Raw genomic sequence first — 16,040 nt, forward strand, 5'->3', positions numbered from 1 at the left:
GAAGAACCTGGCCCATAGCGCGTCCTTCCATGCCTGGGAAAAGACTGCACCATCAAACCCTGGGATCAAACACCTAGAAATCAGTGAATCTGGAGCAAGAAATGCGTTCAGATGATTCCATCTGAACGCATATCGCTCTAAGCGCCCAGCTTTTCCTCGTCGCAGAGCACCTGGAACAGCGCGGCCGTCTCGGCATCCGGGATGGCCGGCGCGGCGGCGGGTTGCGCCCTCGCGGCCGGCGCCGGCGTCGCGGCCGCCCCTTGGGCGGCATGGCGCAGGAAGAGCGACATCACGCGCGCCACCGTCGCCTCCGTCACCTCGCGCAGATCGGGACCGAAGGCGGTGCCACGCGCCTGCGGGCCGGTGACGATCTCGTAGGAGGGGAAGTACCAGGTCTCCGGCACCGCGCGGCAGAATTCCTCGGCCGCGGCGCGTAGGATGGATTTGCTAGCCACCGTCGAGACCAGCACATGCCGCGGCTCATAGGTCGCGACCAGGGGCACGGGGGAGACGGTGAGCACCAGCTTCACGCCCGGGTTGATCGCGCGCAGCGCGGCATGGAAGGCGTGCAGGTCGGCCAGCACCTCGGCGGTGCTGAAGTTCACGAATTCATGGGCCGCCGGGTCCATCTCCCCGGCCACGACGCCCGGCGCGAGCGGAAAGACCGCGCCATCGGCCCGCGCGCGCCAGGCCTCGGTGAGCCCGAGGGTGAAGACGAAGACCTCCACGCGCCGCAGCATCCGCCGCACCGCCTGCAGATGCGGCTTGCGCGCCTCGATCACCGCAGCACGGCTTTCATAGCCCGCGGGCTCGATCTGCGGGCGGAAGGGATCCACCCAGCGCCCATCGGGCCGTCGCCAGGCGGCATCCGCGGGCCGGAACCGGCCTTCGGCGCGCTCGACCAGCTGCACGAGTTGCCGGGCGGTATAGACATTGCCGTAGCGGGCGGAGAAGGCGCCCCAATGCCCGGCCTCGATCTGCGCGGCGGAGAGCTCCGGCGGCGGCGGCTCCGCGACCATGTGGTTGTAGCCGGCCTGCTTCAGCGTGCGCGCGATATGCTGGGCGAAGCAGCTGCCGGCGGTGGCGATGGCGGTGCGCCTGGTGATGGTGAAGGGCGCGGCGACGACCGGATCGACCTCCGGCCCCGGCGTCTCGGTGATGGATTGGCGCCAGTATTGGTGCGCCGGCAGGCCCCGATAGGGGTTGCCGCCGGCCTTGGGCAGCGGTGTGGCGACCAGCGCGGGCAGATCCTGCGCGAGGGCTTGCCAGGCGGGGGTCTCGAAGCGCGAGCAGGATATCGAGCCGGGATCAAGGCAGGACAGCTGTGCCAGACTGCGCGCCACTGCCCTCTCCAGGTCGAGGACTTCGGTGTGTTCCATGCCGTCCATCAGTCGGGAAGGCAGCTTGAAGGCGTAGTCGCCCCTGAGGCCGAGGCGTGCAGCGATCTCCGGATACACGGGCAGCACCAGGCTGCGCGCCAGCGCATCGCTGACGAAGCGTTCCGGCAGGGGGACCGCCGCCTTCAGGCCAAGGCGCGGCAGCAAGGCGCGTGCGAGATCGGCAATCAGCGGCAGGGCCGGATGGTTGGGCGCATGCATGAAGCAGCCCTCCGCGGCGCGAAGCTCCAGCACCGCGTCCAGCGCGATTCCGCTTGCCTCCGCTTCGGCCAGCAACGCACGCCGGGATGACTCCCACTGGTTGAAATAGCCGGCCCGGGCGAAAACATCAGTCCGAAACAGCCTCAGGATCTGCGCCTGGCTGAGCCCAGCCCGCCAGCCGAGTAGTGTCAGTGCCGAATGGAAGGGGCCGATGGCGCTGTCGAAGACCCGCCCATCGCGCATGACATGCGTCGCGTCCGGATGGTAGGCGGCGAAGATCAGCCGCGGCCAAGCGAGCATGCGGCTTGCCAGCGCGGCGGGTAGCGCAGCTTCTTCTCCCTGCACCAGCACCCAGTCATTTTCGCGGGCCAGATCCTGCAGCGCAGCGGGGGTGACGGGGCGCCGCGCAACGACCTCAAGGCCCGGCACCATGGTGGCGAGGCAGGAAGCAAGCCCCGCCGCCTGGCAATTGCCGATCACCGTCACGCGCATCGCCACCACCCCCGCCGACCTGCCTCTACGCCGCCTGGTCTTCCCGTACCGCCAGCACCTTGTCCACGCGCCTTCCGTCCATGTCCACGATCTCGAAGCGCCAGCCCGCCCAGGCGATGCGGTCGCCCTCCTTCGGCACACGCTGCAGCAGCGCGAGCATGAGGCCGGCGACCGTGTGATAGGTGCCCTCGCGCGGCAATTCGGGCAAATCAAGCCGCGCCTTCAACTCGTCCGACGCCATCATGCCATCGAGCAGCAGCGAGCCATCATGGCGGCGCACCGCGGGGCGCGATTCGGCCGCCGGCGCCGGACCCAGCTCACCCACGATGGCCTCCAGCAGGTCGGAGGCCGTGACCACGCCCTCGAAACTGCCGTATTCGTCCATCACCAGGGCCATGCCGATCGGGTCGCCCCGCAGGCGCTCCAGCGCATCCAGCGCGGAGAGCGTATCGGGCAGCACGCGCGCCTGGCGCAGCGCGCGCGCGACCGAGAGCGGCGCGCCCTCCAGCAGCTGGTCGAGCAGATCCTTCGCCGCCACCACGCCCACCACATTGTCGATGCGCCCATCGGCCACGACGAAGCGCGTGACGCCCGAGGCGCGCAGCCGTGCGGCAACATCCGCCGCCGGCGCGGTGCGGTCGATCCACTCCAGATCGTTGCGCGGGGTCATCAGTGCGCGCACCGGCTTGTCGGCGAGGCGGAGCACGCGCTCGATCATCTGGCGCTCCTCCGTCTCGATGGCGCCCGAGGTGGCACCCTCGGCGACCACGGCCTTCACCTCCTCTTCCGTCACGGCGGTGTCGGCCGGGGTGTGCTTGCCGAACAGGCTGAGCACCAGGGCGGAGGAGGTGGACAGCACCCAGATCATCGGCGCGGTGATGCGCCCGAGGAAGGCGAGCGGACGCGCGACCATCACCGCCACCGCCTCCGGATGGCGCAGCGCCAATTGCTTCGGCACCAGCTCGCCCAGGATCAGCGAGAGATAGGTGATCAGCAGTACCACCAGGGTGAAGGCGATCTCGTGCGCGAAGGGCGCGAGGAAGGGGATCAAAGCGACGCCATCATCGAGGATCGCGGCGAGGCGCGCGCCGCCGAAGGCACCAGCCAGGACGCCGACCATGGTGATGCCGACCTGCACGGTGGGCAGGAAGCGCTGCGGGTCGTCGGCCAGCGCGATGGCCGCGGCCGCCCCCTCGCTGCCCCGGCGCTGCATGGCGCTGAGACGTGCCCGGCGCGCCGAGACGATCGCCAGTTCGCTCATTGCGAAGGCGCCGTTCAGCAGGACCAGAAGCAGGATCAGCAGCAGTTCGAGGGCGATGTCCACCAGGTCAATCCAGGATGTTGCGCGCGTCATGTAGCGTCGCGGGGACCGGGTTGCCACCATTCGGGCTTGCGGTGCGCGCCGGGCACGCCAGAGTGGGGCGATGCAGGACCCCACAGCCATCTCCCCGCCCTCGGCAGCGCCCCGCCCGGCCACCCCGCTGCCCGCCCTCGCCTGGCTGCTCGGCCTGGGCGGGCTCATCCCCTTCGCCGGGCTCGGCCTCGGCGCGGCGCTGGGCTGGGCGGGGCTCGGCTTTCCGCTGCTGGCCTATGGCGCGACGATCCTGGCCTTCCTGGGCGCGGTGCATTGGGGGCTGGCGCTGCAGGCGATACCGGATGAAAGGCCGGCGGAGCGGGTGCGCCTCGTGCTCGGCGTCGTGCCCGCCTTGGTCGCCTGGGTCGCGCTGCTGCTGCCGGTGGGGACGGGGCTCGCGGTGGTGGCGGGCGCCATCCTGCTGACGGCGGCGATGGAGACGGTGGCGGCGCAGGCGCGGCTGATGCCGGCGGGCTATCTGCGGTTGCGCTGGGTGCTCTCCCTGGGCGCGGCGCTGAGCCTTGCCCTGGGGATGACGGCAACCGCAGGGTGAAGATTAACCATATTTTTGGACTTGTCTCTATTTTGCGTCGCGATTAAGGTTCCGGCAACACACCGGAGCCACCGCCGTGACGCCAGACCGCCCCCAGCGCGAATCGCCCCCGACCGAGGCGGAGATCCTGCCCTTCCCGCCCTCCGCTGAGCGGCGGCTGCGTGTTGCGCTACGCCAATTGGACCAGGCCCTGGCCGAGCAGAGGGAGGCCATCGCTCAGTTCCGGACCCAGATGAACGCCCTGGGCACCGCCGTGGCGGGCCTGGGCGAAAGCGCCATCATCCTGCAGGAGCGACTTGGCGAAGCCTCGGCAGAGGCCGAGCGCGCCAAGGCCGCGGCCGCCCGCCTCCAGGCCACCGCGGACGCCATGCCGGGCTGAGGAGCGCGCAGGAAGCCTCTGGACAAGGCGCCCCCTCTTCGTAGTAGCGTTACGAAAGAGGAGACGCCCGATGCAAAACCGCATCGCCACCATTCGCGACCGGCTCAGCCCGGCCGAACGCAAGGTGGCCGATATCGTCGCTGCCGATCCGGCCGCCGCCATGGCCGCCACGGTCGCGAGCCTGGCCAAGGCGGCCGGCGTCTCCGAACCCACCGTCGTGCGCTTCTGCCGCTCGCTCGGCCTCGATGGCTTCGCCGATCTGCGCATGGCCCTCGCCCGCGCTGAGGGCGTGGGGTCGGCACGGATGCACCGGCGCATCGGCCCCGGCACCCCGGTGCCCGAGGCCGCCGGCGCGGTGATCGATCACACCATCGCGGCCCTGACCGAGCTGCGCCAACGCCTCGATGGTCTCGCCATCGAACGCGGGGCGCTGGCCCTGGTGCGCGCCGCGCGCGTCGAGATCTGGGGCTTCGGCGCCTCGGCCGCGGTGGCGGAGGATCTGGCGCACAAGCTCTTCCGCGTCTGCCGCGGCGTGGTGGCGCGGCATGATCCGCACATGCAGGCCATGGCGGCGGCGACGCTGGATGGCGATTCGGTGGTGCTCTGCGTCTCCCATACCGGGCGCACGCGCGAATTGGTGGAGGTCGCCGCCCTGGCCGCGCAGGCGGGGGCGACGGTGCTGGCCATCACCCGCCCGGCCTCGCCGCTCGCCGCCATCGCCACGCTGCTCGTGCCCTGCGAGGTGGAGGAGAATACCGAACTCCACACGCCCATGGTCTCCCGCATCGCGCATCTGGTGCTTGGCGATGCGCTGGCCGTGGCGGCGGCGCTGCTCTCGCCCCCGGCGGCGGAAGAACGTCTTGGCCGGATGAAGGCCGCCCTGCGCCAGCGGCGGATCGGCACATGAAGCGCGCCGAGACTGCCTTTCTTTTCCTCAACCGCCTCGTCTGCGCGGTGCTGCTCGCGGCCTCCTGCACGCTGGTCTTCGGCAATGTCGTGCTGCGCTACGGCTTCGGCCTTTCCCTCGCCTGGGCGGAGGAAGTCAGCCGCTACATGATGATCTGGCTGGCCTTCCTCGCCGCCGGCCTCGCCCTTCGGGAGGGCGCGCATATCGCGGTGGAGACGCTGCCCGACAGCCTGCCGCGCGTGCTCGCTATCCCGGTGCGTGCCGTGGCGGTGCTGCTGGTGGCGGGCTTCCTCGCCCTGATGCTCTGGCTCGGCTGGGAATACGCGCAATTCGCCATGATGCAGCGCACGCCGGTGCTGCGACTGCCCGTGGGCACCATCTACCTCGCCATCCCGATCGGCATGGGGCTGATGCTGCTGCACCTGCTGCTGGTCGCGCGGCACCACATCCTCGTCGACAAGTCGGATGCCGAGCGCATCCGCGCGATGGAGGCGGGCTCGCTGTGACGCTGCTCTTCCTCACCTTCCTCATCACGATGATCCTCGGCGTGCCGATCGCCCTCACCATGGGCATGGCGGGCCTGGTGGTGATCTGGCAGGAGGATCTGGCGGATCTGCTCGTTGTGCCGCAGCAGGTCTTCTCCGGCCTCGATTCCTTCCCGCTGCTGGCGATCCCCTTCTTCATCCTCGCCGCCGAGCTGATGACCGGCGGGCGGCTGACCGAAGTGCTGCTTCGCTTCGCCATGGCCTGCGTGGGCCGCGCCCGCGGCGGGCTGGGGCACACCAACATCCTGACGCTCACGCTGTTCTCGGGCATCTCGGGCAGCGCGCTGGCCGATGCCGCCGGGCCGGGCGCGGTGATCCAGAAGATGATGCGCGAGGGCGGCTATGCGCCTGCCTATGGCGCGGCTCTCACCGCCTCCACCGCCATCGTCGGGCCGATCATCCCGCCCTCCATCATCATGGTGGTCTATGCGCTGACCGACAATTCGGTGAGCGTGAACGGGCTGTTCCTGGCGGGCATCGTGCCGGGCCTGTTGATCTCGGCGGCGCTGATCGGCGTGAACCACTGCATCAGCGTGAAGCGCGGCTATCGCGGGCTCGATGCGCGGCCCGCCCTGCCGCAATTCCTCATGATCCTGCTGCGTGCCGCCCCGGCGCTGCTGCTGCCGGTGATCATCATCGGCGGCATCCATGGCGGCGTCTTCACCCCCACCGAAGCCTCGGCCGTCGCGGTGTTCTACGCGCTGGTCGCGGGCATGGTGATCTATCGCAGCCTTACGCCGGCGATGCTGCCGGGCATCCTGGTGCGCACCTGCGTGATGACGGCGGCGGTGATGCTCATCATCGGGATGAGCAACGTCTTCGGCTATGTGCTGACCGTGCTGCAGGTGCCGCAGGCGGTGGGCGGGTGGATCGGGGGCCTGGGCCTCTCGCCGCTGCAATTCCTGCTCGCGGTCAACATCTTCCTGCTGCTGTTCGGCATCTTCATCGAGCCCCTGCCCGGCGTGATGATCCTGGTGCCGATCCTCGCCCCACTCGCCACCAGCATGGGGATCGACGGGCTGCACTTCGCCATCATCGTCATCGTCAATTTGACGCTGGGCATGATCACGCCGCCGGTGGGCGGGCTGTTGTTCGTGACCCAGATCGTCAGCGGCCAGCGCATGGGCGCCATCGTGCGCGAGCTCTGGCCCTTTCTCGGCGCGCAGATCGCGGTTCTCGCGCTGCTCACCTTCGTGCCGGCGCTCTCCATCGGGCTGCCGAACGCGCTGGGCTACCTGAAGTGAACCCCAAGGAGGAAAGCAAGATGTCCATTTCCCGTCGCAACCTCGGCCTGCTCGGCGCCGCCGCGCTGGCCGCACCTTCCGTGGTCGGCGCGCAGGCGCCCCGCGTGATCCGCTACACGCATTTCCAGCCCGGCCGGCTCGACCAGCCGAAGCACGCGGCCGCGCTGGCCTTCAAGAGTTCGGTCGAGGGCGCGACCGGCGGGCGGCTGCGCGTGGACATCTTTCCCGCCGGGCAGATCGCGCCCGCGCCGCAGGTGATGGAGCAGCTGCGCCTGGGCAGCCTCGAGATGGCGGTGGTGCATGATGGCGGCATGGCCGGCACCTATGCGCCCTACCAGGTCTTCTCCCTGCCCTTCCTGTGGGAGAACCAGGCCATCGCCTGGAAGGTGCTCGATGGCGGCTTCGGCAACGAAATGGCGGATGACATGCGCCGCCGCGCCAATATCCGCCTGCTCGCCCATGCCGATAACGGCGTTCGGCATTTGACCAACAACCGCCGCCCGATCGTCACGCCGGACGACATGCGCGGGCTCAAGATGCGCGTGCAGCCCTCGCCGGTCTTCGTGCGGCTGATGGAGAGCCTCGGCGCCAGCCCCTCCGCCATCGATTGGGGTGAACTGCCGGCCGCGCTCGCGCAGGGCACGGTGGATGGGCAGGAGAATGGCGTGACGAACATCCTCGCCGGCTCGCTCTACCAGCATCAGCGGCATGTGACGCTGAACGGGCATGTCTATTCGCTGCACGCCTACCTGATGTCGGATCGCTTCTGGAACCGCCTGGGCGCGGAGGAGCGCCAGGCGGTGACGCAGGCGACCGAGATCGCGAAGGTGATCCATCGCGGCATGACCACGGCGCAGGATGCGAATGCCGAGACGATCCTGCGCGAGAAGGGCATGACGGTGCAGCGCCTGACCGGCCCGCAGATCGACGCCTTCCGCCAGCGCGCCCAGCCCGCCGTGCGCGAATGGCTGGAGCGCGAGATCGGCCGCGAATGGGTGGAGAAGCTGCTGAACGCAACTCGGGCCGCGCAGCCGGCATGAGGGCGCCCGATGACCGGACGGCCGCGAGGCCGGGAGGTCTGAATCGGTCGCCTGCGCCGAAGGCGCCCGCAGGCGCGCCCGATGACCGGACGGCCGCGAGGCCGGGAGGTCTGAATCGGTCGCCCGCGCCGGAGGCGCGCGCATGAAGGTTGTCGTTCTGGACGACGGCTACGATCACTACGATGTCGAGCGGGGCCTGCTGGCCCCGCTCGGGGCCGTGCTGGACCTCGTGCCGTGTCGCGGCGATGCGCGCGCGGTGCGTGCCGCCATCGCGGGCGCCGATGCGGCGATGGTGCGCGAAAGCCCCATCGACGCGGCGGCGCTGGAGGCCGCCCCCGGGCTGCGCGGCATCGTCCGCTATGGCGTGGGCGTGGACAACATCGCGCTCGACGCCGCCGCCGCGCGCCGCATTCCGGTCTGCAACGTGCCCGATTACGGCGTGGAGGAGGTCTCCGACCACGCGCTGGCGCTGCTGCTCGCCGTGGCGCGGCGGCTGCCGGAGGCCGATGCGCGGGTGCGCGCGGGCGGCTGGGGCGTGCCACGCTCGCGCCCGGTCTTCCGCCTCGCCGGCGGCACGCTCGGGCTGATCGGGCTGGGGCGGATCGGCGCGGCCTTCCTGCGCAAGGCGCGCGGGCTCGGCTTCGCCCGGATCCTCATCGCCGATCCGGGCCTGCGCGAGGCGCCCTCGGGCTGCACGCTCACGGATGTGGCGACGCTGGCGGCCGAGGCGGATGCGATCAGCCTGCACGCCCCTGCCACGCCGGCAACGCGCCACATCGTGGGCCGGGACTTCCTCGGCCGCACCAAACCGAATGCCGTACTGGTGAACACCAGCCGCGGCGCGCTGGTGGATGAGGCGGCGCTGGCCGAGGCGCTGGCGGCGGGACGGCTGATGGGGGCGGGGCTCGACGTCTTCGAGGCCGAACCCCTGCCCGCCGAGAGCCCGCTCCGCCGCCTGCCGAATGTGATCCTCACCGATCACGCCGCCTGGTATTCGGAGGCCGCGATCCTTGATCTCCAGCGCAAGGCGGCCGAGGAAGTGGTGCGGCTGCTGACCGGCGCCGCGCCCCTGCACCAGGTGAACCGATGGCCCTGAACACCGACATGCTGCCACGCCTGCGCGCCGCGCGCGTCATCCCCGTGGTGCGCACCTCCAGCGCGCCGCTCGCCGCGCGTGCCGTGGCGTGGCTGCGCGGCGCTGGCCTCACCGTCTTCGAGATCACGATGACGGTGCCCGATGCGCCCGCGCTGATCCGCGACCTGGCCAGCGATCCCACGCTGCTCGTCGGCGCCGGCACGGTGCCCGACCGCGCCAGCGCGGAGGCCTGCCTCGCCGCCGGGGCGCGCTTCCTCGTCGCGCCCTGGATCGACGCTGATCTGGCCGCGGCCGCGCATGAAGCCGGTGCCTGCGCGATGCTGGGTGCGATGACGCCGACCGAGGTCCGCGCCGCGCGCAGTGCCGGTGCGGATGTCGTGAAGATCTTCCCCGCCAGCTCCGCCGGCGGGCCCGCCCATGTCCGCGCGCTGCGCGCCGTCTTCCCCGATGTCGCCTTCTGCCCGACCGGGGGCGTGGATGCGCGCAACGCGCCGGACTACCTCGCCGCCGGCGCCGCCTTCGTGGGCATCGGTGGCAAGCTGGTGGACGAGACCCTGCTCGCGCGCGGCGACCGCGCAGCGATCGAAGCGGCCGCACGCGACGTGCTCGGCCTCATGCAAGCCTGAAGGACAGAACATCATGCTTACGCCCGAGATCATCGCGGCCTTCCACCCGGTCGCCATCGCCTCGCTGGCCGACGCCATCGAGAAGGTCACCGGCAAGCGCGGCTACCTGCACCACAGCGTGAAGAACCAGGTGAATGCGAAACGCATGGTCGGCCCCGCCGTCACCACGCTGCACGCGCCGACGCAGGAATTCCTGCCCCCCCTCGCCGCGCTCGACCTGATCGAGGACAGCGCGCCGGGCAGCGTCATCGTCATCGGCGTGCATGGTGACAACGACCTCGCCTTCTGGGGCGGCATCATGAGCGCGGGCGCCTATGCCAAGGGCCATGCCGGCGCGCTGCTCGCGGGCGGCGTGCGCGACATCCAGGAGATCCAGCGCGACCACGATCTGCCGGTCTTTGCGCCGCATGTCTCACCGGGTACGAGCCTCGGCCGCACCGCCACCATCGCGGCGAATATTCCCGTGATGGTGGGCGGCATCGTCGTGCATCCGGGCGATCTCGTCGTCGGCGATGTCGATGGCGTGTGCATCATCCGCCCCGAGCACGCCGCCGCCGTCCTGAAGATGGCGCAGGAGATCGATGCCCGCGAGGCCGAGCAGGCGCGCCTGATCGTCGAGGGGAAGTCGCTCAAGCAGGGCCTGGCGAAGTACGGGCGCATCTGAGCATGGCCGACATCCTCTGCCTCGGCGAGCCGATGCTGGAATTCAACCAGCAACCCGCCACCGGCGATGGCCGCAGCCTCTATCTCGAGGGCCATGGCGGCGACACCTCCAACGCCGCCATCGCCGCGGCGCGCAGCGGGGCTTCGGTCGGCATGGTGACGGCGATCGGCCAGGATGCGGCGGGCGAGAGCTTCCTCGCCCTCTGGCAGGCAGAGGGCGTGGAGACGGCGCTGGTGACGCGCGACGCGGAGGCGCCGACGGGCATCTACTTCGTGACGCATGATGAGCGCGGGCATCACTTCACCTTCTACCGGCGCGGCAGTGCGGCCAGCCGGATGAAGCCCGCCACCCTGCCCGAACCCGCCATCCGCGCCGCCCGCGCGCTGCACCTCTCGGGCATCACGCTCGGCATTTCCGACAGCGCCTGCGATGCCGGGCTGCGGGCGATGGAGGTGGCACGCGAGGCCGGCACGCTGGTGAGCTTCGACACCAATCTGCGCCTGCGCCTCTGGCCGCTGGCGCGGGCGAGCGCGGTGATCCATGCAGCCATCGGGATGGCCGATGTGGTCTTCCCCTCGCTCGAGGATGCACAGGCGCTCACCGGGTTGCTCGCACCCGACGCCATCGCCGATTTCTACCTCACCCTCTGCCCGATGGTGCTGCTGAAGCTCGGCGCGGAGGGCGTGCTGGTGGCGACGCGCGAGGAACGCCGGCGCATCCCGGGCTACAAGGTGGCCGCGGTGGATGCGACCGGCGCGGGCGACACGATGGCCGGCGCCTTCCTGGCGCGGCGCGTGGCGGGCGAGGATTTGTGGGATGCGGCGCGCTATGCCAATGCGGCCGCGGCGCTCTCCACTACCGGCTACGGCGCGGTGGCGCCGATCCCGAACGAGGCCGAGATCGCCGCCTTCCTGGAGGCGAACCGGTAGTCTCTACAAGGGGCGCAAATGGGTGGCGCTCGCCTCGCCCACCGTGCGCAGGAAGCCGCAGCGCTCATAGAAGGCGAAGGCCGAGGCCGGGGCGCGGACACGCAGGCGCGGAAAGCCGGCCTCGGTGGCGGCGGCCACCACCGCATCCAGCAGCGCCCGGCCCGCGCCTGCCCGCCGCGAGGCGCGCCGCACATAGAGGCGCCGCACGCGGCCCAGCCTTTCGGACCTGGCATAGGGATCGATCGTCAGGCCGCAGACACCCAGCAGCGCCGGGCCGGCCAGGACCGCGAAGAAAGCCTCGCCCGGCTGGTCGAAGCGCAGGCGACCATCCAGCCAATCCTCGCGCAGCACGTCGAGCAGGCGCACGCCATCGCCGGTGGCGTCGGCGGCCAGTTCCTCGAAACCCGCAGGCAGGGCCGTGAGCCGTAGCACGCGCAGCGCCACTTCTCCGCCGGGCACCCGGACATCCGCATTCCCTGCACGCAACACGCTCACCTGCTCCCGCCCCGCAGTTCCGGCGACATCCCTGCTTCCTGCGCCGTCATCATGACATGGTCGTGGCGCGGATGCTTTGCCAGATGTCTCAGCCGATGCGACGATTGTCACCAGGACGCAGCCTCAGCCCGGGGCGGAGGCTGGTGAAGGGCAGCGTCGCGGGGTCCGCCACCACCGGGCCGGGCGCGGCCACGACCAGCACGGTCTCGGCAATCGGTTGAAAATCCGCCCGAAAATGCACACTCGACTTCAGCGCGAGGATCTTCTGCGCGCCGGGCTCGATGCCGACATGGCGGAACAGCGCCTGGTCATAGGCCTGCATCTTGCGCGAGGTCACGATCACGCGAATGCCGGGCGCGGGGCTGATCAGCGCCGTCGGGCCGAGATCCGCGACATTCCCCTTGGCCATCGGCCCGGTGCAGACGAAGTGCCCATCCGTCAGCCGGATGACCCGCGCGGTGAGCGCCAGCGGCGCGCCATCCGACTTGCCGCCGAGGCTGAGGGAGACCTGCGCCCCCTCCCCGGCCGCGTGGCAGGCGGCCGCGCTCTCGGCATCGTTGATCAGCGCCAGCACCGCGCCATCGGCGCCCTGGCGGATGAGTTCCGCGAGCAGGCCGGTGGTGTCGCCATGGCCGCCGCCGCCGGGATTGTCCTGCGTATCCGCCAGCACGATCGGCTTCGTCGCCTTCGCGCCGAGCTTGATGGCGCGCGCCACACCGGCCTGGGCATCGAGGATATCGGGCACGAAGGCGGGCTCACGCGTCTTGAGATCGGCCAGCATCGCATCGGCCGCCGCATCGGCGCGCGCCTGGTCGGGCGCGAAGGCGGCGATGGCGGCGCCGCAATCGGCGAAATCGGCATAGGGGAAGCCGAAGCACAGCGCCAACTCCGCCACATCCATGCGCGAGGCCAGGGAGGCGCGCGCGGCCATCGCATCGGCCATCGGCGGCACCACCGTGCACTGCCCGGTGATGGGGATGAGGTAGTCGAGTTGCCGGAACGCCTTGCCGAAGGGCCGGCCGAGCTTGATGCGCGCGAGCAGCAACTCGATGGCGCGTGCGCCGGCGTCCTTCATGTCCACATGCGGATAGGTGCGGAAGGGGGCGAGCGCATCGGCATGCGCCACCATCGCGGCGGTGAGGTTGCAATGCGGGTCTAGACTGGCGGTGATGGGGATATCGGGTCCGACGATGGCGCGCGCCCGGCGCAGCAACTCGCCCTCCGCATCCGGGAAATGCTCGGCGACCATGGCGCCATGCAGGTCGAGGTAGAGGCCGTCCAACGGTCCCGCATCCATCGCGGCCTGCAGGTCGGCGAAGATCAGCGCGGCCAGACGCTCGAAGGCCTCGGCCGTGACAGGGCCGGCCGGATTGGCGAAGCCCCAGGAGAGCGGCGCGATGGTGACACCCGCCGCCTCCAGCGCACGGATCGCCCCGGCGGTGGGCACCGAGGTGTGGCGCATGGTCTCGATGAGCGTCGCCGGCCGCTGTACCGCGGGCCAGCCGCCGGGGGCGAGGAAATCGGCCCAGGTGGTGGGGAGTGGGGCGAAGGAGTGGCTCTCATGCAGGAAGCCACCGATGGCGATGCGCATGACCTACTCCTTCGCCACACCGGCGGTCGCCAGCACCGCATCGGCCAACACCAAAAGCCCGGCCTCGGCCCATTCGGGCGTGATGCTCTCGGCCTCGTTATGGCTGATCCCGCCATGGCAGGGCACGAAGATCATCACGCTCGGCACGCGGCGCGCGCAATAGACGGCGTCGTGGCCGATGGCGGTGGGCATCTCCTGGTGCTTCACCCCGCGCGCGCGGGCCGCGACGCGCAATGCCTCCACCAGCGCCGGGTCGAAGGGGGTCGCGGGCGAGATCCAGAAATCCTCGATGGCAATCGCCACGCCACGCCGCGCGCCGATGGCGGCAGCCTCGGCGCGCAGCGTGGCGGCCAGCGCGGCCAGGTCATTCTCGTGGTCGTGGCGCGTGTCGAGGCTGAACCAGACGCGGCCGGGCACGACATTGCGGCTGTCCGGATGCAGGGTCGCACGCCCCACCGTGGCGCGCGCGCCGGCGGCCAGCGCAGCCTTCTCGATGGCGAGCATCATCTCGGCGGCGCCCATCATCGCGTCGCGCCGCCCGGCCATGCCGCTGCCGCCATGCGCCTCCTCACCCGTCACCGTCACCTCGAACCAATGCTGCGCGAGCGCATGGGTGACGATGCCGAGGTCGAGCCCCGCGCGTTCCAGCGCCGGCCCTTGTTCGATATGCAGTTCGAAATAGGCGCCCAGCGATTGCAGCGCCGCCGGATCGGCCGGCCCCGCCCAGCCGATGCGCGAAAGCTCCGCGCCGAAGACCGCGCCCTGGCTGTCGGTCTTCGCCAGCACTTCTGCTTCCGGGAAGATGCCCATGGCCGCACCGCTGCCCATCATGGGCGGTGAGAAGCGCGCGCCTTCCTCATTCGTCCAGTTCACCAGCGTGACCGGCGCCTCGGTCTCGATGCCGGCCTCATGCAGCGCGCGCAGGATCTCGAGCCCCGCGAGCACGCCGAGCACACCATCGAACTTGCCGCCCGTCGGCTGCGTGTCGAGATGGCTGCCGATGGCCACCGGCTTGCGCGACGGATCGCGCCCCGGGCGCGTCAGCACCATGTTGCCGACGCGGTCGAGCGTCAGCGTCGCGCCCGCCGCCTCGGCCTGGCGCTGCAGCAGCGTGCGGGCCTGGCCGTCGAGGTCGGTCAGCGTCTGGCGGTTGCACCCGCCCTTCGCCGTGCCGCCGATGGCGGCGAATTCCATCAGGCTGTCCCAGAGCCTTGCGCCAGACGGACGGAAATTGCTCATGCCGCTTCCACTCCACACCATTCGGCCATGGTCAGCGAGATGCTGCGCGTGATGTCGTGCATGCTGTCCATGCCCACGCTCTCGTCGATGCCGTGGATGTCCTGCGCATCCGGGCCGAAACAGGCCACCGGCGTGCCCTGGTGCAGCACGAAATGGCGGCCATCCGTCAGGCCCGTCGCGGGGTAGTGGCGCAGATCCTGGCCGGTGACGCCCGCATAGCTGCGCATGGCGATCTGCACGATCTCCGCCTTCGTGTCGAAGATGCAGGGCTCGGCCATGAAGCCCTTGAAGGCGAGCGTCACCTTCGCCCCCTTCAGCCCCGCATCGCCGCGCGCCTGTTCGACGATGCGCTCGATATCCGCGCGCACATTGGCCGCGCTGTTGCCCATCATCACGCCGACGCGCAGCCCGAGCGTGGCGCGTGTGGGCACCGAGGAATTCCATTCGCCACCGGTGAAGGTGCCGAGGTTGACGTTCACCGGGTGGTTCACGCCGCGGAAGCTCGGGTGGATATGCTCGGCGCGGTTCATCTCGCGCTCATAGGCCTCGAAGCGCTGCCAGATCTGCATCGCCGCTTCCACGGCGTTCACGCCCGCCTGCTTGTCGCGCACATGCGCGGGCCGGCCCGTGACGGTGACCCAGGCCCAGACCACGCCGACCTCAGCCGTGTAGAGCGCCGGCAGGCCAGGACCGGGCTCGGGGATGATCACCGCATCGCATTTCGGCATCGCGATCATGCAGGCGAGCGCGCCATTGCCCGTGCATTCCTCTTCGATCACCGAATGCATCTGCACCTCCGCCGCCGGCTGCAAGCCAGCGAGCTTCAGGGCGCGGAAGGCGGTGACGTAGCTGACGATGCCGGCCTTCATGTCGCCCGCGCCGCGGCCATACATGCGGCCCTGCCGGATCTCGGGGGCGAAGGGCGGCGTGGTCCATTCCTCCTCCGCGCCCTCGGGCACGACATCGACATGGCCCTGCAGCACAAGGCTGCGCCCCTTGGCACTGCGCGGGCGATGCACGGCCACGACATTGTCACGCCCCTCATAGGACATCAGCGGCGGCGAGAAGCCGGGGTGGCCCTCGAGCAGCGCCGGCACCGTCGGCACGCGCTGCGGCGCGAGGCCGAGGCTCTCATAGATCCGGGCCATCTCGTTCAGCGCCGAATGCTCGTTGCCCAAGGTGGAGGGGCAGCGCGTGAGACGCATCAGCATGCCCTCGCCCTCCGCACGCAGCGTATCGCAGGCGGCAAGGATGGCGCGCGCGGCGCCGGGGTCCAGGGTCATGCTAC

16 protein-coding genes are annotated in these 16,040 nt (G+C 70.5%); 10 read left to right on the forward strand and 6 right to left on the reverse strand.

Annotated features, from left to right (window positions below; translation table 11 throughout):
- Positions 1 to 137 precede the first annotated feature (137 nt).
- Together AC2D9U_RS19765 and AC2D9U_RS19770 are read right to left on the reverse strand one after the other, a co-directional pair.
- On the reverse strand, positions 138 to 2,090 hold the full coding sequence (locus AC2D9U_RS19765; RefSeq protein ID WP_484752580.1) for a GSCFA domain-containing protein: 1,953 nt from the start codon (positions 2,088 to 2,090) through the stop codon (positions 138 to 140).
- Positions 2,091 to 2,115: 25 nt separating this feature from the next.
- Positions 2,116 to 3,414, reverse strand: coding sequence for a hemolysin family protein (locus AC2D9U_RS19770; RefSeq protein ID WP_484752094.1), 1,299 nt, complete (start codon positions 3,412 to 3,414; stop codon positions 2,116 to 2,118).
- A 100-nt stretch (positions 3,415 to 3,514) separates the two neighbouring features.
- Between AC2D9U_RS19770 and AC2D9U_RS19775 the strand changes: the two genes are divergently transcribed.
- The 10 genes from AC2D9U_RS19775 to AC2D9U_RS19820 all read left to right on the forward strand — a co-directional run bounded on the left by AC2D9U_RS19775 (position 3,515) and on the right by AC2D9U_RS19820 (position 11,427).
- Positions 3,515 to 3,997: a DUF3429 domain-containing protein gene (locus AC2D9U_RS19775; protein WP_484752096.1), complete on the forward strand. Its 483-nt coding sequence runs from the start codon at positions 3,515 to 3,517 to the stop codon at positions 3,995 to 3,997.
- Between the two features lie 76 nt (positions 3,998 to 4,073).
- Positions 4,074 to 4,376: a hypothetical protein gene (locus tag AC2D9U_RS19780; protein ID WP_484752097.1), complete on the forward strand. Its 303-nt coding sequence runs from the start codon at positions 4,074 to 4,076 to the stop codon at positions 4,374 to 4,376.
- 70 nt (positions 4,377 to 4,446) lie between these two features.
- A complete protein-coding gene (locus AC2D9U_RS19785) occupies positions 4,447 to 5,283 on the forward strand; it encodes a MurR/RpiR family transcriptional regulator (RefSeq protein WP_484752099.1) in 837 nt (278 codons plus the stop codon).
- Positions 5,280 to 5,789, forward strand: a complete 510-nt coding sequence (locus AC2D9U_RS19790) for a TRAP transporter small permease (RefSeq protein ID WP_484752100.1) — start codon at positions 5,280 to 5,282, stop codon at positions 5,787 to 5,789. The genes AC2D9U_RS19785 and AC2D9U_RS19790 overlap by 4 nt, the downstream gene beginning before the upstream one ends.
- A complete protein-coding gene (locus tag AC2D9U_RS19795) occupies positions 5,786 to 7,072 on the forward strand; it encodes a TRAP transporter large permease (RefSeq protein WP_484752102.1) in 1,287 nt (428 codons plus the stop codon). Before AC2D9U_RS19790 ends, AC2D9U_RS19795 begins: the two co-directional genes overlap by 4 nt.
- A gap of 20 nt (positions 7,073 to 7,092) precedes the next feature.
- Complete coding sequence (locus AC2D9U_RS19800) at positions 7,093 to 8,112, forward strand: DctP family TRAP transporter solute-binding subunit (RefSeq protein WP_484752104.1); 1,020 nt, start codon at positions 7,093 to 7,095, stop codon at positions 8,110 to 8,112.
- A 142-nt stretch (positions 8,113 to 8,254) separates the two neighbouring features.
- Complete coding sequence (locus AC2D9U_RS19805) at positions 8,255 to 9,208, forward strand: C-terminal binding protein (RefSeq protein ID WP_484752105.1); 954 nt, start codon at positions 8,255 to 8,257, stop codon at positions 9,206 to 9,208.
- Positions 9,199 to 9,834: a bifunctional 4-hydroxy-2-oxoglutarate aldolase/2-dehydro-3-deoxy-phosphogluconate aldolase gene (locus AC2D9U_RS19810; protein ID WP_484752107.1), complete on the forward strand. Its 636-nt coding sequence runs from the start codon at positions 9,199 to 9,201 to the stop codon at positions 9,832 to 9,834. The genes AC2D9U_RS19805 and AC2D9U_RS19810 overlap by 10 nt, the downstream gene beginning before the upstream one ends.
- A 13-nt stretch (positions 9,835 to 9,847) precedes the next feature.
- On the forward strand, positions 9,848 to 10,498 hold the full coding sequence (locus AC2D9U_RS19815) for an RraA family protein (protein WP_484752109.1): 651 nt from the start codon (positions 9,848 to 9,850) through the stop codon (positions 10,496 to 10,498).
- A gap of 2 nt (positions 10,499 to 10,500) precedes the next feature.
- A complete protein-coding gene (locus AC2D9U_RS19820; RefSeq protein ID WP_484752111.1) occupies positions 10,501 to 11,427 on the forward strand; it encodes a sugar kinase in 927 nt (308 codons plus the stop codon).
- Positions 11,428 to 11,430: 3 nt separating this feature from the next.
- On the opposite strand, the gene AC2D9U_RS19825 is transcribed toward AC2D9U_RS19820, so the two are convergent.
- The 4 genes from AC2D9U_RS19825 to AC2D9U_RS19840 all read right to left on the reverse strand — a co-directional run bounded on the left by AC2D9U_RS19825 (position 11,431) and on the right by AC2D9U_RS19840 (position 16,035).
- Positions 11,431 to 11,916, reverse strand: a complete 486-nt coding sequence (locus AC2D9U_RS19825; protein WP_484752112.1) for a GNAT family N-acetyltransferase — start codon at positions 11,914 to 11,916, stop codon at positions 11,431 to 11,433.
- A 94-nt stretch (positions 11,917 to 12,010) separates the two neighbouring features.
- Positions 12,011 to 13,513 carry a M81 family metallopeptidase gene (locus AC2D9U_RS19830; protein ID WP_484752114.1) on the reverse strand — a complete coding sequence of 501 codons (1,503 nt, stop codon included), beginning with the start codon at positions 13,511 to 13,513 and terminating at the stop codon, positions 12,011 to 12,013.
- Positions 13,514 to 13,516: 3 nt separating this feature from the next.
- Entirely contained in the window at positions 13,517 to 14,752 is a 1,236-nt protein-coding gene (locus tag AC2D9U_RS19835) for an allantoate amidohydrolase (protein ID WP_484752116.1), read from the reverse strand.
- Entirely contained in the window at positions 14,749 to 16,035 is a 1,287-nt protein-coding gene (locus AC2D9U_RS19840; protein ID WP_484752118.1) for an ArgE/DapE family deacylase, read from the reverse strand. The genes AC2D9U_RS19835 and AC2D9U_RS19840 overlap by 4 nt, the downstream gene beginning before the upstream one ends.
- Between the last annotated feature and the right edge of the window lie 5 nt (positions 16,036 to 16,040).

The sequence above is a fragment of the Roseomonas sp. TF40 genome (genome assembly GCF_057219975.1).

Excerpts from the sequence above, each read along its gene's own strand:
- AC2D9U_RS19790 (WP_484752100.1), top strand. The coding sequence starts at position 5,280 with ATGAAGCGCGCCGAGACTGCCTTTCTTTTCCTCAACCGCCTCGTCTGC.
- AC2D9U_RS19810 (WP_484752107.1), top strand. The coding sequence starts at position 9,199 with ATGGCCCTGAACACCGACATGCTGCCACGCCTGCGCGCCGCGCGCGTC.
- AC2D9U_RS19840 (WP_484752118.1), bottom strand. The coding sequence starts at position 16,035 with ATGACCCTGGACCCCGGCGCCGCGCGCGCCATCCTTGCCGCCTGCGAT.
- AC2D9U_RS19765 (WP_484752580.1), bottom strand. The coding sequence starts at position 2,090 with ATGCGCGTGACGGTGATCGGCAATTGCCAGGCGGCGGGGCTTGCTTCC.
- AC2D9U_RS19805 (WP_484752105.1), top strand. The coding sequence starts at position 8,255 with ATGAAGGTTGTCGTTCTGGACGACGGCTACGATCACTACGATGTCGAG.
- AC2D9U_RS19785 (WP_484752099.1), top strand. The coding sequence starts at position 4,447 with ATGCAAAACCGCATCGCCACCATTCGCGACCGGCTCAGCCCGGCCGAA.
- AC2D9U_RS19830 (WP_484752114.1), bottom strand. The coding sequence starts at position 13,513 with ATGCGCATCGCCATCGGTGGCTTCCTGCATGAGAGCCACTCCTTCGCC.
- AC2D9U_RS19815 (WP_484752109.1), top strand. The coding sequence starts at position 9,848 with ATGCTTACGCCCGAGATCATCGCGGCCTTCCACCCGGTCGCCATCGCC.
- AC2D9U_RS19820 (WP_484752111.1), top strand. The coding sequence starts at position 10,501 with ATGGCCGACATCCTCTGCCTCGGCGAGCCGATGCTGGAATTCAACCAG.
- AC2D9U_RS19800 (WP_484752104.1), top strand. The coding sequence starts at position 7,093 with ATGTCCATTTCCCGTCGCAACCTCGGCCTGCTCGGCGCCGCCGCGCTG.
- AC2D9U_RS19835 (WP_484752116.1), bottom strand. The coding sequence starts at position 14,752 with ATGAGCAATTTCCGTCCGTCTGGCGCAAGGCTCTGGGACAGCCTGATG.
- AC2D9U_RS19775 (WP_484752096.1), top strand. The coding sequence starts at position 3,515 with ATGCAGGACCCCACAGCCATCTCCCCGCCCTCGGCAGCGCCCCGCCCG.